Origin of the sequence: Sphaerimonospora cavernae (assembly GCF_042435035.1) — a bacterium.
In the GTDB taxonomy this organism is placed as follows: Bacteria; Actinomycetota; Actinomycetes; order Streptosporangiales; family Streptosporangiaceae; genus Sphaerimonospora; species Sphaerimonospora cavernae.
The window spans coordinates 16,258-39,881 of sequence record NZ_JBHMQT010000043.1 but is presented as its reverse complement, the minus strand read 5'-3'; the positions used below and the strand labels follow the sequence as shown (position 1 = coordinate 39,881).

Sequence of the window (23,624 nt, the reverse complement as noted above, 5' to 3'; positions counted from 1 at the left end):
TCAGGGAGTGCTCTCGGGAGATTCCGGGGTCGCCGACACGGCGGGCCGGACGTCCCGGCCGAGACGGAGCCGCACCTGCTCGGCCAGGGCCTGGTCCGGGTGGTCCAGGCCGTAACGCCAGACGGTCGCGGCGTCGGCGTCGCGGCCGCGCAACGGCAGCGTCCGGGCCAGCAGTTCGATGGCGAGGGCGCCGGTGTCGGCATCGGCGCCCTCGCCGCGGCCGTCCTCGACCGCGGCGGCGAACTCGGCACACGCCAGTTCGAGGTGGGCGATGCCGAGCAGCACCCGCAGGCGTGCCGCGTCGGCCACGTCGGCCACGGCGTCGACGGACAGCGCCCGGACCAGAACGTCCGCCGCCTGCCCCGGATCGCCCTCCTCCAGCAGCAGTTCCGCCATCCGCTCGGCGACGGCCGACAGGCCGGCGCCCGCCTCAGCCCGGTCCGGCGACGCCTCGTCCTCGGCCAGCTCCGCGAAGATCGCGGCCGCGCCGTCCAGGTCGCCGGACCGCGTCAACTGGTGGGCCTGGGCAAGCCGGTGGGCATGGTCGAGCCGCCCGGGGTCGATGGCCGTCATCGAGGGGCCTCGCATCGGATCTGGGGACAGGAAACGATCACCAGGATCCTAGTGCGGACGACCACCGGGCGGGACCGACATGCGCCAAGCCGTACGGACTCAGTCGTCAGCGGCCTGGTAGGCGTCCAGGGGCGGGCAGGAGCAGACGAGGTTGCGGTCGCCGTGCGCCTGGTCGATCCGCCGGACGGGCGGCCAGTACTTGCCCTCCCGCAGTCCCGGCATCGGGTAGGCGCCCACGCTCCTGGGGTACGGGTGCGGCCACTCGTCCGCGGTCAGACAGTCCGCGGTGTGCGGGGCGTTCCGCAGCGGGTTGTCCGTCTTGTCGTACTCTCCCGACGCCACGCGGGCGATCTCCTCCCTGATGGCGATCATCGCGTCGGTGAAGCGGTCGAGTTCGGCCAGGTCCTCACTCTCGGTCGGCTCGATCATCAGTGTGCCGGCGACCGGGAACGACATGGTCGGCGCGTGGAAGCCGTAGTCGATGAGCCGCTTGGCCACGTCGTCGACCGTGACACCGGTCTCCTTGGTGATCTGCCGCAGGTCGATGATGCACTCGTGCGCCACCAGCCCGTCGCGCCCCGTGTAGAGCACCGGATAGTGCGTCGCGAGGCGCCGGGCGAGGTAGTTGGCCGACAGGATCGCCTGCTCGGTGGCCTGGCGCAGCCCTTCGCCGCCCATCATCCTGATGTACGCCCAGGAGATCGGCAGGATGCCCGCCGAGCCGTACGGCGCCGCCGACACGTGCCCGGGCAGGTGGGGGGCGAGGTGGGCCTTGACCGCCACCGGGCCGACGCCCGGGCCGCCCCCACCGTGCGGGATGCAGAACGTCTTGTGCAGGTTGAGGTGGGAGACGTCGGCGCCGAACTCGCCGAGCTTGGCCAGCCCGACCAGCGCGTTGAGGTTCGCCCCGTCCACGTAGACCTGACCCCCGGCCTCGTGGACCCGCTCGCAGATCTCGGTGATCGTCTCCTCGTACACCCCGTGGGTGGAGGGGTAGGTCACCATGATCGCGGCCAGCGCGTCGCGATGCTTGTCGATCTTCGCGGCGAGGTCGCCGAGGTCGACGTTGCCGTCGCCGTCGCAGGCCACCACGACCACCCGCATCCCGGCCATGACGGCGCTGGCGGCATTGGTCCCGTGGGCCGACGACGGGATCAGGCAGACATCGCGCCCCTCCTCACCCCGAGCGCGGTGGTAGCCCCGGATGGCCAGCAGCCCGGCGTACTCCCCCTGTGAGCCGGCGTTGGGCTGCACGGAGACCTTGTCGTACCCGGTGACCTCGGCGAGCCAGGCCTCCAGGGTCTCGATCAGTTCGACGTAGCCCGCGGCCTGGCCGATCGGCGCGAAGGGGTGGATGCCGGCGAACTCCGGCCAGGTGATCGGCTCCATCTCGGTGGTCGCGTTGAGCTTCATCGTGCAGGAGCCCAGCGGGATCATCGAGCGATCGAGCGCGATGTCCTTGTCCTGGAGCCGGCGCAGATAGCGCAGCATCGCCGTCTCGGAGCGATGGGCGTGGAACACCGGGTGCGTGAGGTAGGCCGAGGTGCGCAGCAGACCGGCCGGCAGCGCGTCCGGCGTCACCCGGTCCAGGTCGTCCAGCGCGCCGTCCAGCGCGTCGTCGAGCCCCTCCTTCGGGTCGCCACCGAACGCCGCCCACACGGCGATCAGATGGCCGGTGGTGGTCTTCTCGTCACAGGCGATGGCGACGTGGTCGGCGTCCACGTGGCGCAGGTTGATCCCCGCCGCCGCGGCCGCGGCGACGACCTCGCCGGCGCGGCCGGATACCCGGTCGGGCACCCGGGCGAGCACCGTGTCGAAGAACGCCTCGTGGACGACCGTCACCCCGCGCTCGCGCAGCCCGGCGGCGAGGACGGCCGCGTGCCGGTGGACCCGCTGCGCGATCCGCCGCAGTCCCTCGGGGCCGTGGTAGACCGCGTACATCGAGGCGATGACGGCCAGCAGGACCTGCGCCGTGCAGATGTTGCTGGTGGCCTTCTCCCGGCGGATGTGCTGCTCACGGGTCTGCAGGGCGAGCCGGTAGGCGGGCCGGCCGTCGGCGTCGACGGAGACCCCGACCAGACGGCCCGGCATCTGCCGCTGCAGCCCCTGCCTGACCGCCATGTAGGCGGCGTGCGGGCCGCCGAAGCCGAGTGGCACCCCGAACCGCTGAGTAGAGCCGACCGCGATGTCCGCACCCTGCTCGCCCGGGGCGGCCAGCAGCGTCAGAGCCAGCAGGTCGGCGGCTGCGACGACGAGCGCGCCCGCGGCGTGCGCCCGATCGGCCAGGGCGGCGAAGCCCGCCGCCCGGCCGCTCGCACCCGGGTACTGCACCAGGACGCCGAAGCACTCGGGCAGGTCGCCGGTGAGGTCCGACTCCACCAGCGTGATCCCCAGGGGCTGCGCCCGGGTCGCCAGCACGGCCTTGGTCTGCGGCAGTGCGTCGACGTCGACCACGAAGACGTCGGACTTCGACCGGCCCGCCCGCCGGGCCAGCGTCATGGCCTCGGCCGCCGCCGTCGCCTCGTCCAGCAGGGAGGCCCCGGCGACGTCGAGCCCGGCCAGGTCGGCCACCATCGTCTGGAAGTTGAGCAGCGCCTCGAGCCGCCCCTGGGAGATCTCCGGCTGGTACGGCGTGTACGCCGTGTACCAGCCCGGGTTCTCCAGCACGTTGCGCAGGATGACGCCGGGGGTGATGGTGTCGTGGTAGCCCAGGCCGATCATCGAGGTGAGCACCCGGTTACGGCCGGCGAGGGTCTTCAGCTCAGCCAGCGCCCCGGCCTCGCTCACCGCCTCGGGCAGATCGAGTGGCATACGGGCGCGGATCGCCTCCGGTACGGCCGCCGCCACCAGGCCGGCCATCGACTCGTGGCCGACGGCCGCCAGCATGCGCACGCGGTCCGCGGCGGAGGGTCCGATATGGCGGGTGACGAAGGGGGGAGCGGAAAGATCGTGAAGTGGTGACCTATCGGTCATGACAGGGGCCTCCCGGGCGGGTCGAGACCAGGCGTGTGCGGTCTCCCCCTCTGTCATCGGACCTGAGAGCTTCACCGGGCCGATCTGGTCCCGGCTTTCCCCTTCGGTGAGGCCCACCTGGCTGGTGCGCCCGCTTTTCAGAGTCGCCTCGTCCGTGCGGTACGGATGCCTGAGAGATTCCGGGGAGGTTGCTCCTTCGGCGCCCCTGCCACCAGGGGGCTCTCCCGCACGTGGTCGTCGGCCGTATTCACTCTACCGTTACCCGGAATCCGGACCACCACCCGCGGTCCCTTTATCCGATCTTGTTATCCGGTCTTGTTCATCCGGTCTTGCGAGCCTTACGACGCCGGGCCAGTTCGTCCGCCGGATGGTCACCCTCCGCATCGGAGGCGGCTTCCGCCCGCTCGCCCGGCAGCTCGGCGAGCGACCCCTCCACCTCGCGCCAGACCCGGCCCAGCGCGATGCCGAACACGCCCTGTCCGCCCTGCAGCAGGTCGATCACCTCGTCGGCCGAGGTGCACTCATAGACGCTCACCCCGTCGCTCATCAACGTGATCTGGGCCAGGTCGTTGACCCCCCGGTCCCGCAGGTGCCGTACGGCGGTGCGTATCTGCTGCAGCGAGACGCCGGTGTCGAGGAGGCGTTTGACGACTTTCAGCACGAGGATGTCGCGGAAGCTGTACAGTCGCTGCGACCCCGATCCCTGGGCGGCCCTTATCGTCGGCAGGACGAGCTCGGTACGCGCCCAGTAGTCGAGCTGCCGGTAGGTGATCCCGGCCGCGGCGCATGCCGTGGGACCGCGGTATCCGATGTCATCGGGCAGCGCGGTCGGCCGCTCGTCGAACAGCAGACCCTGCTCGCCGGCGCGCTCCCGCGCCGACTGCCGGACCGGGTCGTGCTGGCCGGCCGACTTACCCTCGCCGCTGCTGACCGCCACTGCGGACCTCCGGCTTTCTCTCATCCCACGGTCTGATCTGGGGGTTCGTGAATTACAACCGTGGTTTCCCTTGCACCGTAGGACTGGGGGCATCGTCAGTCAACGACCCCGTCCGGCGCGTCGTAAAGCGTAATCTCCCGAAATCGACCGGCACGTCAGCCCGCCCGACCGAAGTCTTCGGGAGTGATTTTGTCCAGGAACTGGCGGAACTTCTCGACCTCGTCCTCTTGGTCGTCGGGCATGCTCACACCCGCCTCCTGGACCACGTCCTCGCTGGCGTAGATCGTCGCCCCCGTGCGCAGCGCCAGCGCGATCGAGTCCGACGGCCGGGCGCTCACCTCCACGCCGTTGGAGAACACCAGATCGGCGAAGAAGATCCCATCACGGAGCGCGACGATGTTGACGGTGCGCAACCGCACCCCCAGGGCCTCGATCACGTCACGGAACAAGTCATGGGTGAGCGGCCTCGGCGGCGGCTCCTCCGCCTGAGCCAACGCGATGGCGGTCGCCTCGGTCATGCCTATCCAGATCGGTAGATACCGATCGCCGCTCGTCTCCTTCAACAGGACAATCGGCTGATTGGTGGGCATCTCAACGCGAACCCCCACGACCTCCATCTGCAACACGGGCGGCTCCGTCTCAAGCGTCGCGACATATCACCAGGCATTCAACGTAACACCCGGGACCGACCGCATATGCCGGTCACCGCCCCTGAACGCCGCGAACACTGCCACGAAGTAACGCGTTGTGCAATTCTTGAAGAAGTCCGGAGATCTCCCTGGCGGTCTCGTCCGCCTGCGCGATCGCGCCGGGCGCCCGGCGGCGCATCAACGGGGCCACCGCCTGCTCGATCAGGCCCGCCTCCCGCTCCACCGCGGCTCTGACTGCCCGAAGGTGCCTGGAGTGCAGGCCGAACTTCGCCAGCGCCGCCACGCTGCGGGCCACCTCCATCGCCTCCCCGTCGTAGTGACGGGCGACGGAGGCGACGAGACCGAAGCTCTCCATCTCGGCGAGCGTCTCCTCGTCGATGCCCGCCGCCTCGATCAGTTCCTCCCGGCTCAGCCGTACGGGAGGCGCCCCGGCGGTCCCGGCGGGCACCGGGCGCGGGCGGGCGGCCTGCTCGTCCAGATGATCCTTGATCACGCGGAGGGGCAGGTAGTGGTCGCGCTGCGCGGTGAGGATGTAGCGCAGCCGCTCGACGTCATGATGAGTGAACTTGCGGTAGCCCGACGGGCTCCGCTGCGGCTCGATGAGCCCCTCACCCTCCAGGAAGCGGATCTTGGAGATGGTGATGTCGGGGAACTCCCCCTGCAGCAGGGCGAGCACCTCCCCGATGCTCATGAACGCCCGTACGGCCTGCGCGCCCATGATCCCCCCTCCTCAGCGATCACAGCCCTCCAGAGCCACGCGTGAGGAACACCAGCCGGAACTTGCCGATCTGCACCTCGTCGCCGCCCGTGAGCGGGGACTCCTCGATGCGCTCCCGGTTGACGTAGGTGCCGTTGAGGCTGCCGACGTCACGCACGGTGAACTGGCCGCCGCGCCGGTAGAACTCCACGTGCCTCCTGGACACGGTTACATCGTCCAGGAAAATGTCGCTTTCCGGGTGACGACCCGCCGTAGTGAGATCGCTGTCCAGCAGAAAACGACTCCCCGCGTTGGGGCCGCGCATGACGACGAGCAGCGCGGTTCCCGGCGGAAGCCGCTCCACCGCCGACCTGTCCGGCAGCAGGGTCTGCCCCGCCTCGGCCTCCAGCGCCTCAAGCGAGATCGTGGAGGTGGTGTCGGCTGCGACGGGCGCCGGTGCGCTCAGCGGCGAACCGCATCGTGAACAGAAACGGGCATCCTCGGGGTTGGCATGACCGCACTGCGTGCAGTAGACGCTGGGCATCGATCGGCTCGGCCTCTCTCACGACTTGCTCGGACTGCGAATGCCGCAACTTACGCTGATCAAGGATCAAGGTCAAGAAGCATGGCTGGGGCGTGGACTGACCAACGCTACAGCCAGCATACGTTCAAGGTCCATCCCGCCACACATGGACCACCCGCCCCCGCCCTCACGGGGCGCCTGCCGCCCGCTCGACGACGGCGGCCCAGCGCTCCAGCAGAGCCTGGGCGGTGTCCATGTCGTGGCCCTCGGCCCACAGGTGGGTGACGGCCTCGGCCGGGTCGGGCAGCACGAGGGCCCAGCTCCCGTCGTCCTCCACGATCCGCACGCCGTCCGTGGTGTCCAGGCCCCGGCCCTCGGCCGCCTCGACCACCGAGCGCATCACGGTCCCCTTGTGCGCCCACGGAGTGGGGACCGTGCGCTTGAGCAACCTGGCCTCCGGGATGCGGGCGTCGATCTGGCTGAGCGACAGCCGGGTCCGCGCGACCAGGCCGAGCAGGCGCAGGAACACCGCCGGGCCGTCCAGTGTGGGGGCGAACTCGGGAACGATGAAACCTCCGCGGCCGTCGCCGGCGAAGACCGTGTCGGGATGGCGCGCCGCCCGGGTCAGCGTGTCCAGGCTGGTCGCCGTCCAGTCGACCTGGACTCCGTGGAACCGGCAGACCATCTCGGCCACCCGGGTCGTGGTGACCGGCAGGGCCACCCTGCCGCCCCGGCGCTCGGCGGCGACCAGATCGAGGACCACCAGCAGTGCCCGCTCCTCGCTGATCAGCCGGCCCAGCTCGTCCACCAGGGAGATCCGCTCGCCCACCGGGTCGAACCGCACGCCGAAGGCGGCCCGGGACGAGGCCACCAGTTCGGCGAGGCGCTGCAGGTCCCGGCGGCGCTCGGCGAGGGTCTCGGTCGGCGAGGCGTCGTCGAGCCGGCCGTTGACGGTCAGCACGTCGACGCCCGCCCGGCCGAGCAGGCTGGGCAGCACGAGCGAGGCCGTGCCGCCGGCGCAGTCGGCCACGACCTTCATCTCGGCGTCCTTGACCCCGCTCATGTCGACGCAGCGCAGCAGTTCCCGGGTGTAGGTGTCGACGGCCCTGGCCGGGAAGGTGAGCTCGGCGATCTCGCCGGGGAACGCCCTGCGGTACTCCTGCCGCGAGAAGACCCGCTCCAGCTTCCGCTGGGCGGCCTGGGACAGGTCGGCCCCCGCCCCGTCCATGAACACGATGTCGACGCTCTGCGGGTCGCCCGGCGTGGTCCGCAGGGCCACCCCGCCCTTGACGTGCTCGCGCGAGGTGTGGAAGCGGGCGACCGGCAGGGCCGCGGCCTCCAGGTCGATCACGTTGATCGCGCTGGAGTTGAGCGCGCTGATCACCGCCCGCTTCAGCGCCCGGGCCGCGCGGGAGACGTCACGGGACGTGACGACCGTGTCGCCCTTGCGCAGCGTGGTGGCGTAGGCGCCGGCCAGCCGTACGCACAGCTCGGGAGTGATCTCCACGTTGACCAGGCCCGAGACGCCACGCGGGCCGAACAGGCTGCGCTGGCCGCGCGACTCCCAGATGACGCTCGTGTTGACGACCGTGCCCGCCTCGATCGTCTTGAACGGGTAGATCTTCACACCGGAGGAGACGTACGCCTCCGCCTCGATGACGCACTCGTCCCCCACGACGGCGTTCTCCTCGATGCGGGCCCCGGTCATCACGTCGGTGTTCTTGCCGATCACGCAGCCGCGCAGGTGGGCGGCGGGGCCGACGTAGACGTTGTCGCTGACGACCGCGCGGTGCAGGAACGCGCCCTCCTTGACGACCGCGTTGCTGCCGAGCACGGTGTACTCCCGCAGCTCGGCGCCGGCCTCGACCTTCGCGTAGCCGCCGATGTAGAGCGGCCCCTTGAGCACCGCCTCCGGGTCGACCGAGGCGCCCTCGGCCGCCCACACTCCGGGCGCCAGTTCGAACGCGTCGAAGTCGACCTTGACCTTGCCTTCCAGGACGTCGGCGTGCGCCTTCAGGTAGCTCTCATGGGTGCCCACGTCCTCCCAGTAGCCCTCGGCGACGTAGCCGAACAGCCGGCTGCCCCGGTCGAGCAGCTTGGGGAAGACCTCGGCCGACCAGTCGACGGGCTGCCCGGGAGCGATCTCGTCGAGCACCGACGGCTCCATGATGTAGATGCCGGTGTTCACCGTGTCGGAGAAGACCTGCCCCCAGGTGGGCTTCTCCAGGAAGCGCTGGATCCGCCCGTCCTCGTCCACGATGATGATCCCGAACTCGAGCGGGTTGGGCACCCGCTTGAGCCCGATCGTGACCAGTGCGCGGTTCTCCCGGTGGAAGCGGAGCATGTCGGTCAGGTCGATGTCGGTGAGCGCGTCGCCGGAGATCACCAGGAACCGCTCGTCGCGCAGCCTGTCCGCGGCGTTCTTCACGCTCCCGGCCGTGCCGAGCGGCACCTCCTCGGTGGCGTAGTGCAGGGTCATGCCCAGCTCGTCGCCGTCGCCGAAGTAGTTGCGAATGAGCGCGGCCAGGAACTGCACGGTGACCACGGTCTCGGTGAAGCCGTGTCGTTTCAGCAGCCGCAGCACATGCTCCATGATCGGCCGGTTGATGATGGGGAGCATCGGCTTGGGCTGGTTCGCGGTCATCGGCCGCAGCCGAGTCCCCTCCCCGCCCGCCATCACGACGGCCTTCACGCCTCACCCCTTCCAGCCGGCGCGCCCAACCGGTCGGCTGACGCGCCCGCCGATCAGCCGGCGCGCGTGCTGATCAACTGGCGCACCTGGACGACGTACAACACCCCCGCCCACCAATACAGACCAGTTCCCCAGATGGCGAAAGCCCATCCGGAGATCGCGCAGATATCGGCGTACCAACCCTCGTGGGAGGCGAGGAACAGCAGCGGGAACGCGTACATGAGGGCCGCCGTGCCGGCCTTGCCGAGGAAGTGCACCGGCAGGGCCGGGCCGTACCCGTGGCGGCGCAGCAGCGGCGGGACCCACAGCAGCAGCACGTCCCGCAGCGGCACGGCCAGCGCCAGCCACCAGGGGACGGCATCGCGCAGGACCAGCCCGACGAGGGTGGCGAGGATGTAGAGCCGGTCGGCGAGCGGGTCGATCAGACTGCCGAGCCTGCTCATCTGGTTCCAGGCCCGGGCGATCTTGCCGTCGAGCCAGTCGCTGAACCCGGCGAGGATGAGCAGCCCGATGGCCCAGCCGTCGGCCCTGGGGCCCAGCACGAGCCAGAGGAAGACGGGAACGCCGAGCAGCCTGAGCGCGCTCAGCAGGTTGGGCAGCGTCCAGATCCGGTCCTCGGCAGCGTTCACGCCCCAGACCCTACCTTTCCCGCCGTTCCGCGCCTGTCCGGGCGCCTGTCCGGGCACCTGTCCGGGCACGCGAAGAAATGCTGATTTGCGCGCAATCAATGGATATTCGCCAAGCAATTAGGGCGAACCGGTTGTGACCCCACGTCGCGGATGTCACGCTCACCGTGAGCGTTCGAGTGGGCCGGGGCCGCCGACGCTCGTCACCCGGAATGTCAGGGAGGTGTACCGAACACGACCAGGGGTGGGACACGATCTCATGTCGCCGAACGCGCGCCTCATCAAGGAGAGCTTCTCGCTCGTCGAGCCCGTCGCCGGGAAGGCCGCGGCGTACTTCCACGGACGGCTGTTCGCCGAGCATCCGAACCTGCGGGCACTGTTCCCGGCCACCATGGGCATTCACGACGATCGCGTCTTCGAGGCTCTCGCTAAGATCGTCCGGATGCTCGACGACCCCGCCGGGCTCTCCGCCTTCCTCGCCCGGCTCGGCCGCGGCCACCGCAGGTACGGCGTCGTCGCCGAGCACTACGAGGCCGTCGGCAGCGCCCTGCTCGCCACGATCCGGCACTTCGCCGCGGACGCCTGGACCTCCGAGGTCGAGGCCGCCTGGACCGAGGCGTACGCCATGGTGGCGGACGCGATGATCGACGCCGCGCGGGCCGAGGCGAGGACCCGTCCCCCGTGGTGGCTCGCCGAGGTCGCCGGCCACGAGCTGCGCGCCCCTGACATCGCGGTCGTCACCCTGCGCCCGGCGCAGCGGCTGGACTTCACCCCCGGGCAGCACGTCACGGTGCAGACGCCGCGCTGGCCGCGCGTGTGGCGCCCGTTCTCGATCGCCAACGCCCCACGTGAGGACGGCACCCTGTGCCTGCACGTGCGGGCGGTACCCGGTGGCTGGGTGAGCTCGGCGCTGGTGCGGCACACCCGGGTCGGCGACCAGGTCATGCTCGGCCCGCCGTCGGGCACCATGGCCCCGGCCGACACCGACAGGGACATGCTGTGCGTCGCGGGCGGCACCGGTCTGGCACCGATCAAGGCCGTCATCGAGCACGTCATCGGCTCGGGCCGCCGTCCGCGCATCCATCTGCTGTTCGGCGCCCGCCACGCCGGAGATCTGTACGACCTGCCGGACCTCGCCCGCATGGCCTCGGACTTCCCGCGGTTGCGGGTGCTCCCCGTGGTCTCCGACGATCCCGGCTTCTCCGGGACGCGGGGCAGGCTGCCGGAGATCATGGAGCGGCTCGAGTCCTGGCCGGATCACGAGGCCTATGTGTGCGGGCCCGCCGCGATGGTGCACGAGGCCGTACGGCGCCTGCGGAAGGCGGGCGTGCCGCCGTCCCGCATCCACTGCGATGGGACCCCAGGCGATCTGGGACACCCTTCCGGAACTCCGGGCGCACCCGCCGTCAGCCTGACACCATGACCACAGCCGACAGCGACCGACCGTAAGGGAGACACGATGGAAGCCCTGCTCGCGATCGGGACCCGCAAGGGGCTCTTCCTCGCCCGCTCCGTCGGGGGCGGCCCGTTCGAGGTGGAGTCCGTGCGGTTCTCGACCATCGCGGTGCCGTCCGTGGCCGTCGACACCAGGAAGGAGACGCCGAGGCTGCTGGCCGGCATCGAGTACGGCCACTTCGGGCCGGGCGTCATGTGGTCCGACGACCTGGGGAAGACCTGGGAGGAGGCCGAGGCGCCACCGGTGGCCTTCCCCGAACACACGGGCGCCTCGCTGACCCGGGTCTGGCAGCTCCAGCCCTCGCCGTCCGAACCGGACGTCATCTGGGCCGGGGCCGAGCCCGCCGCGCTGTTCCGATCGGAGGACGGCGGGATCACCTACTCCCTGGTCGAGGGGCTGTGGGACCACCCGACGCGGCCGCGGTGGCAGCCGGGCGGGGGCGGGCTGTGTCTCCACACGATCCTCCCGCACCCCGACGACCCGGCTCGGATCGCGGTCGCCGCCTCGGCGGTCGGCTTCTTCCGCAGCTTCGATGCCGGGGCCTCCTGGGAGCCCGCCAACAAGAACATCCGGGCGCCGTTCCTGCCCGAAGGCGCTCAGTATCCCGAGTTCGGGCAGTGCGTGCACAAGGTCGCCCAGCATCCGGCGCGGCCCGAGCGGCTCTACCTCCAGCACCATTTCGGCGTGTACCGGTCGGACGACTTCGGCGGATCCTGGACCGACATCGGCGCCGGCCTGCCGTCCGACTTCGGCTTCCCGGTCGCCGTCCATCCGGAGCGTCCGGACACGGTGTACGTGTTCCCGCTGCACGCGGACATCGACCGCACGCCCGTCGGCCACGAGTACACCGTGTTCCGCAGCGACGACGCCGGAGCCACCTGGCAGGGGCTCCCGGTGGGGCTGCCAGACGAGCCCGTGTACTCGTCGGTGCTCAGGGACGCGATGTGCGCGGGCGAGGCGGGCGTCTTCTTCGGCACGCGCGACGGCGAGGTGTACGGCTCCCGCGACGGCGGCGAGACCTGGACGCGGATCGCCGGGCACCTGCCCGACGTCCTGTGCGTCCGCGCCGCCGTGATCTGAGCCGCGGCCTCCTGTCAGTTCACCGACCGGCGGTCCGCACCGTGGCACCGCCAGGTCGGTATCCAGCGGAATTCTCGAAGGAGCGCGAACCAACCGGCGCGGCCCGCACTCTTATAGGGCATGAGACTCAGGACCTCGCTCACCGCCCTTCTCTCCGCCACCGCGGTCGCCGTTACGCTGACCGCCGCGACGACATCCCCCGCGAACGCCGCCGCCATCCCGAAGTTCAAACAGCCCAAGGTTTTCGGCACGTCCTTCCAGAAGGACCCCAGGCACGACTTCACCAAGAGGATCAGCCCGCGGCATGACGGCGTGCTGCGCGGCTGGATCACGCGTCACCGCGGTGGCATCGCGGAGTACGAGCCCATCAAATGGGCGAAGGGCAAGCACACGGAGGGGCGTTTCGTCGGCCCGCCCGAGGGCGACGTCACCCGTTACGCCTCGCCCATCTCCAAGAACGTCACGTTCTACAGCTCCTACGGCTGCAGGGGCGGCGACGGCGGCGTGACGGTGGACAGCCGGGGCGTGGGCGACAAGCGTTGCTCCCGCAAGGAGTTCTTCTCCCGCCTCAAGGACCGGCATCCGGCGCTCATCACCGTGTATCGGGGAAAGATCGTCAAGTTCCAGGAGATCTACGTTCCCTGACCGGGACGTGGTTCGGGGCCCCCGCGCGGGTGTGGGCGGCCCACCCGCGCGGCCGACCGACGATCAGACCTTGCGCCAGCTGGGGATCCAGGCGCCGTCCTCGACCGCGTAGTCGCCGAACAGGGCCGGGGCCTCCGTCCGCATGATCTCGCCGATCTTGCCGAAGACCAGGCGGATCTCCTCCTCCGCGCCCGCGGCCGTACGTGCCTCGATCGTGTGGCGGAGCGTGCGCACGTTGGCCGTCCACACCAGGCCGGTCGCGACGCCCTCGGGGGCGAACCGGCGCATGAACGAGGTGCGGTGCTTCTTCTCGGCGAACGGCACGCCGTCGGCGTCCAGCTGGAAATGCTCGGCCGCCCAGGTCTGGAACTCCTCCATCCGGTCGAGCAGCTCGGTGGCCCGCTTCATCAGCTCGGCGTCCTCGCGCGCCCATTCGGGGAACCAGAACGGGATCTCGGTGAGCCGGACGAACCGCAGCGACTCCTGCGAGATCGCCACCCCGGGGCGGTGCCTCGCCAGCTCATGGGTGAACACCCGGCTGACGTTGTGCAGGACGAAGCTGAAGCTGAGGTGTTCGAGGACCGAGCCGTGGGCGCTGGCCAGGATGTTGCGCAGGTAGGTGTCCTGGTCCTTGCGCACGCGGACCACATTCGGGTTCAGCCCGGGCTCGTACGACCGGTAGCACAGGCGGCCGGCGAACTCGGCGAGGTTCTGCGCGTCGAACTCGCCCCGCTCCAGCCGATCCAGCCAGCGCTCGCCGCCGATCTCCTGGAGGTAGCGGGCGAGTTCGTCGTAGTCCAGTTCGGGCCTGGCGACGAGGAAGACCTCGGGTTCGACGCTGCGCATGTACCTTTTCCCCGTTGTTGCGGTAACGACCGGTCATGCACACCGTACCGGGCCGGAACGCACGCCCCGGCCCGGTATGCCCAAGCAGGTTCAGGTGATGTCGCGGCGGACCGTGGTGGCGGAGGCGATGGCCGCGAACAGCAGGCCGTACCCGACCAGGACCAGTGCTCCACCCCAGGCGGGGAGCCAGTGGGGGACGCCGAGCCCGGTGTCGATGTCGATGCTCATCAGCGCGTTCGCGGCACCGCTGGGCAGCCATTTTCCGACACCCTGCAGGGCGGGGATCGCGGTGAAGATCGACTCGATGATGTACGTCCACACGATCGCGCCGACGATGCCGGCGATCTGGTTGCGCACCAGAGCGCCCAGGCCGATGCCGAACACCGCGTAGAGGGCCGTGGACACCAGGATGCCGAGGCTGATCTGCGGGATATGGGATTCGGACAGGGAGAGCTCTCCCCCCGAGATCAGCACCGTGGGAATCACCACCAGCGCCTGGAACACCAGCACGGCCAGGGCGTACAACGCGCCGACCACCAGACCGGAGACGAGCTTGGCGACGATCACCTGGCTGCGGCGCGGGGTGGTCAGGAAGGTGCCAGTGATCGTCTGGTAGCGGAACTCGGAGGTCATCATGATGACTCCGAGGATCATCACCATGATCCAGCTCATCTGCGCGCCGGTGGTCCAGGCGAGCTGCGCCCACTTCGGGTCATCCGTGGCGGGGATGCCCGCGACTCCGTCGCTCTCGACTCCGGCGAACCCGATGAAGAAGCCCAGGAACACCCCGGTCAGCAGAAGCAGCACGATCAGCAGGATCCACCAGAGCCTGGTGGTGAACAGCTTCTGCAGCTCCGCCTTGACGAGACTGGTCATCGTCCCTCCGTCAGCTCGAGGAAGACCTTCTGAAGGTCCGACCGCTCCTGTGCGACCTCGGTCAGCACGATGCGCTGGTCGAGCGCCACCTGCCCGATGGTCTCGGTGTCCAGGCCGCGCACCCGCAGCACCCCGTCGTCGACACGCTCGACCTGGGCTCCGGCCGCCTCGATGGCGGGGGCGAGCTCCGCCGCCTTCACCGTGCGGACCCTGATCACCTCCCCACCGTTCGTGGTCAGCTCGGCCAGGCTGCCCTGCCGTACGAGACAGCCCTTGGCGATGATCACCACGTTGTCGACGGTCTGCTCGACCTCGGACAGGACATGGCTGGAGACCAGCACCGCCGCGCCCTCGTCGTGCGCGAGGTGACGCAGAAAGCCACGGAGCCATTCGATCCCCGCGGGGTCGAGGCCGTTGGCCGGCTCGTCGAGGATGTACACCTTCGGGCTGCCGAGCAGCGCGGAGGCGAGCGCGAGCCGCTGCCGCATGCCCAGCGAGAAACCGAGCACGCGCTTGTTGGCGGCATCGGCGAGGCCGACCTGATCGAGTGCCTCGTCGGCCCGCTTCGCGGGCAACCCGGCGGCGGTGCACATGATCCGCAAGTGGTTGCGGGCGGTGCGGCCGGGATGGAAACTGGTGGCCTCGAGCACGGCCCCGACCTCGGTCAGGGGCGCGGCGAGTGAGGTGTAGGGCCTGCCGTTGACCAGCGCCTCACCCGAGTCGGGCGTGACCAGGCCGAGCAGGCTGCGGAGCGTGGTGGTCTTGCCGGCCCCGTTGGGGCCGAGGAATCCGGTGACGGATCCCGCCTCCACGCTGAACGACACGTCGTCGACGGCCTTCACGGCCCCGAACGACTTAACTAAATTTTTGATCTCTATGGCAGTCATCAGGCCTGATTATCTCGCCCCAAGAGCTGTCCTTTTCTCCTCCTTTATGAGGATCTCGGACACTCCCCCTGGAGGAGGACCCTCAGAACGCCGGTCCGCAGCTATCGACATGTTGCGCATCGGCCCAGGTCAGCGGGTGAATCGAACCGCCTGCCGCTGTCGGTGATCCAGGCCATACTTGCCGCATGCGTGCTCCCAAACGCAAGCGACCACTCCTACGCAGCCTCCTCCAGCCACCTCCTGGCGTGTCCCTGGCCGATCTCGCTGATCGCGCCTCTTACGTAGGCAGCGGAGAACATAAGTCATATCCGTCGTTCGCTGGACGGCCCCGGCTCCGCGCGGACGCGAGCAAGTGCGACCCCAAGTTCAATGACGCGAACGAGATCACTGGCTTCCTGCGGCAAGCGATCGCCGCCGGGAACGTCGGCGCGCCATGGGAAGGGGACTTCCCGCGCTATGCGTGGCACACCTTGGATGATGTGATCTACGAAGCCAGACTGGTCAATCAGGAGCTTGGCCAGTACAAGGGATACCCGCTCAAGCGAAGTGAGTGGCCTGAGAGCCTCAACAAGATGGGCGAAGGAGATGAGCGATGACGGCCGTTCCCGAGCTGAGGATTCGGTGGGAGTGGGAGCACGCGCCGTCGGTCCGAGCTCCCGAGCATCGGGCCACCTGGGCCCGTCTCGACATCCGAATCGGTTCCGAGCATGTCACCCTTGTCGAGGACCAGGAGTCGGGCAGTTCGCGCAGATCGGTTTACTGCCCCCTCTACCCGCTGGCCGAATGGATCGCGTACAACTGGTGGTTCCTCCGGTCGGACGCCAGACTGGCCCGCACCTCCGATCTCAGCCGTCTGGAGCATCTGCACCCTCGCGAGTTCCGACGGCACTCCCTTCGCGGCAGCGGCAACGGCTTCCTGTGGCCGAATCTCCTGATCATCCCGGAGGGTGAGAGCAAACGGCTGATCTGGTATCGGGATCGTTTGCCGCTTCCCGTACGGACCTCGATCCGATTCCTTTCGGACGGAGAGGCGCTCCTGGACGGGGCAGCTGTGGAGCAGGAACTCGTCCGCCTCATCTCGGCAGTACTCACTCGACTCGCGGAGCAAGGAGTCACCGGCACTGCCCTGGAGAAGGAGTGGACAGCCATACAAGAGGCTGATCCGGATGAGGTGGAATTCTGTGTCGCGTCCGCTCGGCTCGGGCTGGAACCCTACTCGGAGGCAGAGCCGTACGAACAACTGATCGTCCAGGCGGCCGACGAGTTGCGAGGAAACCTGCTCGGAGATTTCTACGACGCCGTCGACCCGGCACTGATGGGTGATGCGCTCGAATGGATCCGTCTGGCACGCTCCGACATCCGGCAAGCCGTGCGACCCGGGTCGGACGCCGTGGCGCTGCGTCGGGAACTCAGCCCTCTCCAGTCACCGGCCGATAATCGCGCATGGGAGAAAGGTTGGAGCCACGCGCGAGCCGTGCGGCGCGCGTTGGGACTTCGGGAAACCGCGAAATTCTCGCTTACGCCCTACATCCATTGCCTGGATCGGGGCGGCCCCGACCGTGGACTGCGAGCGGTGGGAGGCGCGGCCGAGGAGTACGGTCCCGTGGCGGTGATGGAACCCGGTCTCCCCACGACGGCCAGGCGTTTCACTCTCGCCCGCGCGCTCTGCCGCTATCTCTGGGAGCCGGAGCCGTTGTTCCTGGTCACAGCCGCCTATACCTTCCGGCAGAAAGTGGAACGCGCTTTCGCGACCGAGTTGCTCGCGCCTGCCGCCGGCATCGCCGAGCTGCTGGACGTCGCTCCTGACGCGGCACTCCCGGACGATCTCGAGAAGATCGCCGCACGCTTTCAGGTGTCGCCCATCGTCATCAAGCATCAGCTCGAAAATCAGCTGCTTGCGACGGCCTGAAGGCGCGAGCGCGATCCGGGTCTCTCGTGCCACCCGCCGAGGCGGTTCGCGGGCGCCGCTCACCCGTACGGACGTCCACGAGGACGACCGCACGGGTGGCGTGGCTGTACGGAGGCCGGCTGCGGACGGGAGCTACGCCGAGGTGAGGCGCAGGATGTTCGCGATGATCATTTCGCCGGAGCCGCCCTGGGTGGTGAGGATCGACTCGGGGTGGAACTGCACGGCGAAGCGCCGGTTGTCGATGTCCTCGATCGCCATCACCGCCCCGTCCGGAGTGCACGCGGTGACCGCGAAGCCGCCCGGCACGCCCGGCCGCTTGGCGTGCAGCGAGTGGTACCGCGCGGCGACGAACTCGCCGGGCAGGCCGTCGAGCAGCGCGCTGTCCCCCTCGCGGCGGACCCGGCCGCGCTTGCCGTGCTCCGGGTACGGCAGCAGCTCGAGTGTGCCTCCCGCCTGCTCGACCATGGCCTGCAGTCCCAGGCAGACGCCGAACACCGGCAGCCCCTTCGTGTACACCGCGTCGAGCAGAGCCGCGCAGCCGAAGTCGGACGGCCAGCCGGGGCCGGGCGAGAGCACGACCAGCGTGGGCGCGATGTCGTCGATCATCTCCAGCGGGAAGCCGTGCCGCAGCGTCACCACGGAGGCGCCCTGCCGGCGGAAGTAGTCGGCGAGGGTGTTGACGAACGAGTCCTCGTGGTCGACCAGCAGCACGGTGTGGCCCTCACCGGGCAGGTCGGCGGCCCGGGCGGGCCCCGCCTGCTCCTGCGGGCAGCCGGCCGCGGCGAGGGCGCCGAGCAGCGCGCTGGCCTTGAGCTCTGTCTCCCGCTCCTCGGCCTCGGGGTCGGAGTCGAACAGCAGGGTCGCCCCGGCCCGTACAGCGGCGACGCCGTCGCGGATCTGGGCGGTACGCAGCGTCAGGCCGGTGTTCATCGAGCCGTCGAAGCCGATGAAGCCGATGGCCCCGCCGTACCAGCGCCGGGTCGTCTCCTCGTGGTCCTCGATGAACTGCATCGCCCAGGTCTTCGGGGCGCCGGTGACGGTGACGGCCCACATGTGGGTGAGGAAGGCGTCCAGCGCGTCGAACTCGGGGCGCAGCCTGCCCTCGATGTGGTCGACGGTGTGGATCAGCCGGGAGTACATCTCGATCTGGCGACGGCCGATGACGCGGACGCTGCCGGGGACGCAGACGCGCGACTTGTCGTTGCGGTCCACGTCGGTGCACATGGTGAGCTCGGACTCCTCCTTGACGCTGGACAGGAGCGTCCGGATCGCCTCGGCGTCCTCGACCGGGTCGGCCCCGCGGGCGATCGTGCCGGAGATCGGGCAGGTCTCCACCCGGTCGCCGGTCACCCGCACGTACATCTCGGGCGACGCTCCGACCAGGTGCTCGCCGCCGAGGTTGAGCAGGAACTCGTACGGCGCGGGGTTGCTCGTGCGGAGCACGCGGTAGAAGGCGGCGGGGTCGGTGCAGGCCCCGTGGAAGACCTGGCCGGGGACGACCTCGAACAGGTCTCCCCGGGTGAACTTCTCCTTGGCCTGCGCGACGACCTCCGCGTACCCGCCCCGGTGCGGGTCGTCCGGGATCCGGTCCGGCGTGACGAGCGGGATCGCCTCGCCGGTGCGCGGCAGGCCGTGGGTGGAGGACCCGTCGACGGTGAACTCGTAGAGGTGCTCCACGCTGGTCTCGCGTACCCGGTCGATCACGACGAGCCGGTCGGGCAGGTGGAGGACCAGGTCGCGCTGGTCGTCCGGCCGGGTCAGCCGGTAGCGGATCGGCTCGAACTGGAATGCCAGGTCGTAGCCGAACGCGCCGTACAGGCCGAGGTGCGGGTCGTCGCCGCGGAAGGCCGCGATCACCTCACGGATCGCGGTGAAGACGGTCGGCCGGCGGGTGCGCTGCTCCTCCGGCAGCAGGTCCTCGGACTCCGGTACGTACACCTCGACGAACCCGTCGCCGAGCTCGGTGACCGGCTTGCCCGCGGCGAGCAGACAGGACGCGACCACGGGGAGGACGACCAGGCCGCGGTCGTTCAGCGCCCGGGCGGAGATCCGCCGCCCTCTGACGACGAACTCCAGGCAGGGATCGACGTACCCGAAGGCCCATCGGCTGTAGCGGCCGGGGTAGTCCATGCCGGAGGAGAAGGCGCCGCCGCGGTGCTCGCCGAGCGCCGTCACGATCTCCTCGAGCGCCGCCTCCGACACGTCGCGCACGCCGCGTTCCACGGTGACGCCGCCTGCGGTGGTATATCGGCTGATCTCCACTTGTCCATACCCCTTTTGGCCGAAGCCCGTCGAATGCCCCAGGGCGGACAACACAGAAGGCCGCCTCTCGGGCGGCCGGTCCGTTCACGCTTGCGAATGCGAAACCCACGCCGCCTGTTAGCGGCGCCACCACTGAAGGGTCGCGGGAACTCGCATGGAATGAAGGTTAGCGGCGGTCACCGCGACCATGCAACGGGACACGCTGGCCGAATGGCCGTACGGATAGATATTCTGTTACCAGTAGGTAAAAGGAGGAGCGCGAAGGAGTCCGCATGGTCGATCTGCCGGTCCGGTTGCCGATTTCCTGGACAGTCCAGCGGCCGGGACGCCGCCCCGCCCACCGGGTGCGGGTCAGGCGCGACCTCCCCGTGCCCATGCCGGACGGCGTGATCCTCCTGGCCGACCACTACATCCCGCTCGGCGCCACCCGCCCGCCCACCATCCTGATCCGCACGCCCTACGGCCGGGGCGGCCCCTTCGGCTGGATGTACGGCTGGGCGTTCGCGCGGCACGGCTTCCAGGTCGTCCTGCAGAGCTGCCGCGGCGGATTCGGCTCCGGCGGTCTGCTCGACCCGCTCGCCGACGAGCACGCCGACGGCCTGGCCACGGTCGAGTGGCTGCGCCGGCAGTCATGGTACGGCGGAAGCCTCGCCATGCACGGGCCCTCCTACCTCGGCTACACCCAGTGGGCCATCGCGGCCGAGACGCCGGACCTGAAGGCGATGGCGACGCAGGTCACCGCCTCCTGCTTCCGCGACGCGGCCTATGTCGGCGGCGCGTTCGCCCTGGAGTCGTCGCTGATCTGGACCACGCTCACCGCCCACCTGGACGGGCGGCTGCCCGGGATGGCCCCGCTGTTCGTCCCCCGCAAGGCACGCCGGGCCTTACTTTCCGCACTGTCCGCACTGCCGGAAACGGCCGGACCCAACGGAGCGCCGGTGCCGCCGGGGTCAACGGGGAATTGGGGCCGGCCGATCACCGAGCTCGACCTGCTGGCGGCGGGCCGCCCACTGCCCTTCTTCCGCGAACTGCTCGCCAATCACGCCGACCCGGCCTCGTCGTACTGGCAGAAGAGGGACTTCTCCGGCACGGTCGACAGGGTGACGGCCGAGGTCACGATGACCGGCGGCTGGTACGACGTGTTCCTGCCGTGGCAGCTGAAGGACTACGCCGCGATGCGCGCCGCCGGGCGGCAGCCGTACCTGACGATCGGGCCGTGGCATCACACCGACGTACGGCACGGGCGGGCCGCCAACAACGACGCGCTGGCCTGGTTCCGTGCGCACCTGCTCGACGACCCGTCCGGGCTGCGTGCCTCGCCCGTACGGCTGTTCGTGACCGGCGCCGACGAGTGGCGCGACCACCCCGACTGGCCGCCGCCGGGGACGCGGCCGGTGCGCTGGCACCTGCAGCCGGACTTCGCGCTGTCCACCGGCAACCCGGCCCCCTCCGAGCCGGACCGGTACCGCTACGATCCCGCGCATCCCACCCCGGTCCTCGGCGGCCCGGTGCTGATCGGCGACTCCTCCCCGCGGGACAACAGGCGGCTGGAGGCCCGGCGGGACGTGCTCGTCTACACCTCCGACGCGCTGGCCGAGGACATCGAGATGATCGGGCCGGTCACCGCCGACCTGTTCCTGCGGTCGACCAACGACCACGCCGACGTGGTCGTGCGGGTGTGCGACGTCCACCCCGGCGGCGCGTCGATGAACGTCTGCGAGGGCGTCCGCCGGCTCACCCCGGCCCTGCCGGTCGGCGCCGACGGCGTGCGCCGGGTGGAGGTCGAACTGTGGCCGATGGGGCACCGCTTCCGCCGGGGCCACCGGATCCGGCTGCACGTGGCGAGCGGGGCCTATCCCCGGATCGCCCGCAATCCGGGCACCGGGGCGGCGCTGACCGCGGGCAGCCCGATGGTGCCGTCGGACCATGAGGTCCTGCACGACCCCGAGCACCCCTCGGCCGTCGTGCTCCCCCACATCGCGGCGCGATAGCCGTCGTTCGGCGCGCCGTCCGGACCGTTCGGCGATCGGTGACGACGCTGTGATCTACGCGTATTTACTGTGATCCACGTCACTCAACCGGGTGACACACAAGGTGTCTGATCGGTTTGGAGAGTCGTTGACCACGCCCCGCACCGACCGCAGCAACTGGTACTGGCTGCTTCCGATCCCCATCGTGATCCCGCTGATCACACCCCTGTTCAACGCCGTCGAACCCCGCCTCTTCGGCATCCCGCTGTTCTACTGGCTGCAACTCGCCTTCATCGTCCTCGGCGTCACGACCACCACGGTCGTCTACCGCATGACGCGGAGGGGCCGATGACCACCGAGATCGTCATCTTCACGATCCTGTTCCTGCTCGTCAGCGGCATGGGCTTCGTCGCGGCCCGCTGGCGGCGCGCCGACGACCTCGCCAGCCTGCACGAGTGGGGTCTCGGCGGGCGCAGCTTCGGCTCGTGGATCACCTGGTTCCTGGTGGGCGGCGACCTCTACACCGCCTACACGTTCGTGGCCGTCCCGGCCCTGCTGTTCGGCGCCGGCGCCATGGGCTTCTTCGCCGTGCCGTACACGGTGGTCGTCTATCCCCTGGTGATGCTCGTGCTGATCCGGCTGTGGTCGGTCTCGCACGTGCACGGGCTGGTCACGCCGGCCGACTTCGTGCGGGCCAGGTTCGGCTCGCCGACGCTGGCGCTGCTGGTCGCGATCACCGGCATCATCGCGACCATGCCGTACATCGCACTGCAACTCGTCGGCATCGAGGCGGTGCTCAAGACGATGGGCGTGTCCGGCGACCTGCCGCTGATCATCGCCTTCGCGATCCTCGCGGCCTACACCTACCAGTCGGGCCTGCGCGCGCCGGCCCTGATCGCCTTCGTCAAAGACTCACTGATCTACATCGTGATCCTCGCGGCGGTCATCTACATCCCGGCGAAGCTCGGCGGCTGGAGCTCGATCTTCGCTGCGGCCCAGGCCAAGTTCGAGGCCACGCCCGCGCCCGGCGACGGAGTCCTGCTGAACGCCGGCAACCAACTGCAGTACATCACGCTCGCGCTCGGCTCGGCGATGGCGCTGTTCCTCTACCCGCACAGCGTCACCGGCGTGCTGGCGTCGCGGGACCGCAACGTGATCAAACGCAACATGTCGGCGCTGCCGGCCTACACCTTCCTGCTGGGCCTGATCGCGCTGCTCGGCTACATGGCGATCGCGGCCGGGGTCACCCCGATCGGCAAGGACTCCAACACGGTCGTGCCGCTGCTGTTCGACAAGATGTTCCCCGACTGGTTCGCCGGGGTGGCCTTCGCCGCGATCGGGATCGGCGCGCTGGTGCCCGCCGCGATCATGTCGATCGCCGCGGCCAACCTGTTCACCCGCAACATCTACCGCGAGTATCTGAGGCGGGACGCGACCGACGCCCAGGAGGCCAGGGTCAGCAAGATCACATCCCTGGTCGTGAAGGTCGGCGCCGTGCTGTGCATCCTGCTCATCGATCCGCAGTTCTCCATCGACCTGCAGCTCATCGGCGGTGTGATCATCCTGCAGACACTCCCGTCGGTCGCGCTCGGGCTGTTCACCCGCTGGTTCCACCGGGCCGGCCTGATCGCCGGGTGGGTCGGCGGAATGGGCGCGGGCATGCTGATGCTCTACAACATCTCCAGCCCCACCCACGCCCACTTCGCCGGGTCGGGATTCCCGCTGTCCCAGCTCGGCCTGGACACCAAGATGACGATCTACGCCGGGTTCCTCGCGCTGATCGTCAACCTGGTCGTCGCCGTGCTCGGGACGTTCCTCGCCCGCGCGCTCAGGGCGGCCGACGGACCGGACGCGACCCGTCCGGACGACTACACGGCGGACAAGGACGACCCCCGCGTCCACGAAGTGGAGATCTCCGGCTCCGCCTGATCCCCCAGGAGCCGGCCCGCTCCACCCGCCCTGCTCCGCGGGTACGACTCCCGCCCGGCGGCCCCACGCGGTCCCGGGCGGGCCGCCCGCCGC

Annotated in this window: 20 protein-coding genes and 1 riboswitch; of the genes, 8 read left to right on the top strand and 12 right to left on the bottom strand. The window is 69.8% G+C overall.

Annotated features, from left to right (window positions below; translation table 11 throughout):
- The 8 genes from ACFHYQ_RS19620 to clsA form a co-directional block, all read right to left on the bottom strand.
- The gene (locus ACFHYQ_RS19620) at positions 1 to 573 is read right to left on the bottom strand and encodes a hypothetical protein (RefSeq protein ID WP_394302608.1); all 573 of its coding nucleotides are present in this window, start codon (positions 571 to 573) and stop codon (positions 1 to 3) included.
- A 99-nt stretch (positions 574 to 672) separates the two neighbouring features.
- The gene (gcvP, locus tag ACFHYQ_RS19615) at positions 673 to 3,546 is read right to left on the bottom strand and encodes an aminomethyl-transferring glycine dehydrogenase (protein ID WP_394302607.1); all 2,874 of its coding nucleotides are present in this window, start codon (positions 3,544 to 3,546) and stop codon (positions 673 to 675) included.
- A gap of 147 nt (positions 3,547 to 3,693) precedes the next feature.
- Positions 3,694 to 3,783, bottom strand: a riboswitch (glycine riboswitch).
- An 82-nt stretch (positions 3,784 to 3,865) separates the two neighbouring features.
- Positions 3,866 to 4,483: a MerR family transcriptional regulator gene (locus ACFHYQ_RS19610; protein ID WP_239089330.1), complete on the bottom strand. Its 618-nt coding sequence runs from the start codon at positions 4,481 to 4,483 to the stop codon at positions 3,866 to 3,868.
- A gap of 155 nt (positions 4,484 to 4,638) precedes the next feature.
- On the bottom strand, positions 4,639 to 5,109 hold the full coding sequence (locus tag ACFHYQ_RS19605) for a bifunctional nuclease family protein (protein ID WP_394302606.1): 471 nt from the start codon (positions 5,107 to 5,109) through the stop codon (positions 4,639 to 4,641).
- Between the two features lie 76 nt (positions 5,110 to 5,185).
- Positions 5,186 to 5,851: a transcriptional regulator FtsR gene (gene ftsR, locus ACFHYQ_RS19600; protein ID WP_394302605.1), complete on the bottom strand. Its 666-nt coding sequence runs from the start codon at positions 5,849 to 5,851 to the stop codon at positions 5,186 to 5,188.
- A gap of 19 nt (positions 5,852 to 5,870) precedes the next feature.
- Positions 5,871 to 6,374, bottom strand: a complete 504-nt coding sequence (locus tag ACFHYQ_RS19595) for an FHA domain-containing protein (protein WP_394302604.1) — start codon at positions 6,372 to 6,374, stop codon at positions 5,871 to 5,873.
- Between the two features lie 166 nt (positions 6,375 to 6,540).
- Positions 6,541 to 9,045 (bottom strand): sugar phosphate nucleotidyltransferase, encoded by a 2,505-nt coding sequence (locus tag ACFHYQ_RS19590; protein ID WP_394302603.1) that lies wholly within the window; start codon positions 9,043 to 9,045, stop codon positions 6,541 to 6,543.
- Between the two features lie 53 nt (positions 9,046 to 9,098).
- The gene (gene clsA, locus ACFHYQ_RS19585; protein WP_394302602.1) at positions 9,099 to 9,674 is read right to left on the bottom strand and encodes a cardiolipin synthase ClsA; all 576 of its coding nucleotides are present in this window, start codon (positions 9,672 to 9,674) and stop codon (positions 9,099 to 9,101) included.
- Positions 9,675 to 9,930: 256 nt separating this feature from the next.
- Here clsA and ACFHYQ_RS19580 point away from each other — a divergent pair, with 256 nt between their 5' ends.
- From ACFHYQ_RS19580 to ACFHYQ_RS19570, 3 genes are all read left to right on the top strand, one after another.
- Positions 9,931 to 11,094, top strand: a complete 1,164-nt coding sequence (locus ACFHYQ_RS19580; protein ID WP_394302601.1) for a globin domain-containing protein — start codon at positions 9,931 to 9,933, stop codon at positions 11,092 to 11,094.
- Positions 11,095 to 11,130: 36 nt separating this feature from the next.
- Positions 11,131 to 12,207 (top strand): WD40/YVTN/BNR-like repeat-containing protein, encoded by a 1,077-nt coding sequence (locus ACFHYQ_RS19575; RefSeq protein WP_394302600.1) that lies wholly within the window; start codon positions 11,131 to 11,133, stop codon positions 12,205 to 12,207.
- 120 nt (positions 12,208 to 12,327) lie between these two features.
- Positions 12,328 to 12,852 (top strand): hypothetical protein, encoded by a 525-nt coding sequence (locus ACFHYQ_RS19570; protein WP_394302599.1) that lies wholly within the window; start codon positions 12,328 to 12,330, stop codon positions 12,850 to 12,852.
- A gap of 63 nt (positions 12,853 to 12,915) precedes the next feature.
- On the opposite strand, the gene thyX is transcribed toward ACFHYQ_RS19570, so the two are convergent.
- The 3 genes from thyX to ACFHYQ_RS19555 form a co-directional block, all read right to left on the bottom strand.
- Complete coding sequence (thyX, locus tag ACFHYQ_RS19565) at positions 12,916 to 13,698, bottom strand: FAD-dependent thymidylate synthase (RefSeq protein WP_394302598.1); 783 nt, start codon at positions 13,696 to 13,698, stop codon at positions 12,916 to 12,918.
- Between the two features lie 90 nt (positions 13,699 to 13,788).
- Positions 13,789 to 14,574, bottom strand: a complete 786-nt coding sequence (locus ACFHYQ_RS19560) for an ABC transporter permease (RefSeq protein ID WP_394302597.1) — start codon at positions 14,572 to 14,574, stop codon at positions 13,789 to 13,791.
- Complete coding sequence (locus ACFHYQ_RS19555) at positions 14,571 to 15,461, bottom strand: ABC transporter ATP-binding protein (protein ID WP_394302596.1); 891 nt, start codon at positions 15,459 to 15,461, stop codon at positions 14,571 to 14,573. Before ACFHYQ_RS19555 ends, ACFHYQ_RS19560 begins: the two co-directional genes overlap by 4 nt.
- Before the next feature lie 245 nt (positions 15,462 to 15,706).
- Here ACFHYQ_RS19555 and ACFHYQ_RS19550 point away from each other — a divergent pair, with 245 nt between their 5' ends.
- Positions 15,707 to 16,057, top strand: a complete 351-nt coding sequence (locus ACFHYQ_RS19550; protein WP_394302595.1) for a hypothetical protein — start codon at positions 15,707 to 15,709, stop codon at positions 16,055 to 16,057.
- Between the two features lie 455 nt (positions 16,058 to 16,512).
- A complete protein-coding gene (locus ACFHYQ_RS19545; RefSeq protein WP_394302594.1) occupies positions 16,513 to 17,370 on the top strand; it encodes an ImmA/IrrE family metallo-endopeptidase in 858 nt (285 codons plus the stop codon).
- A gap of 132 nt (positions 17,371 to 17,502) precedes the next feature.
- Here the strand turns inward: ACFHYQ_RS19545 and ACFHYQ_RS19540 are convergent, their stop codons facing one another.
- Positions 17,503 to 19,632 (bottom strand): anthranilate synthase component I, encoded by a 2,130-nt coding sequence (locus tag ACFHYQ_RS19540; RefSeq protein WP_394302593.1) that lies wholly within the window; start codon positions 19,630 to 19,632, stop codon positions 17,503 to 17,505.
- 272 nt (positions 19,633 to 19,904) lie between these two features.
- Between ACFHYQ_RS19540 and ACFHYQ_RS19535 the strand changes: the two genes are divergently transcribed.
- The 3 genes from ACFHYQ_RS19535 (at position 19,905) to mctP (ending at position 23,531) form a co-directional block, all read left to right on the top strand.
- Complete coding sequence (locus ACFHYQ_RS19535; RefSeq protein ID WP_394302592.1) at positions 19,905 to 21,623, top strand: CocE/NonD family hydrolase; 1,719 nt, start codon at positions 19,905 to 19,907, stop codon at positions 21,621 to 21,623.
- Positions 21,624 to 21,750: 127 nt separating this feature from the next.
- The gene (locus ACFHYQ_RS19530) at positions 21,751 to 21,954 is read left to right on the top strand and encodes a DUF3311 domain-containing protein (protein WP_204011262.1); all 204 of its coding nucleotides are present in this window, start codon (positions 21,751 to 21,753) and stop codon (positions 21,952 to 21,954) included.
- Positions 21,951 to 23,531: a monocarboxylate uptake permease MctP gene (gene mctP / locus ACFHYQ_RS19525; protein ID WP_394302591.1), complete on the top strand. Its 1,581-nt coding sequence runs from the start codon at positions 21,951 to 21,953 to the stop codon at positions 23,529 to 23,531. The genes ACFHYQ_RS19530 and mctP overlap by 4 nt, the downstream gene beginning before the upstream one ends.
- The last annotated feature ends 93 nt before the right edge of the window (positions 23,532 to 23,624 follow it).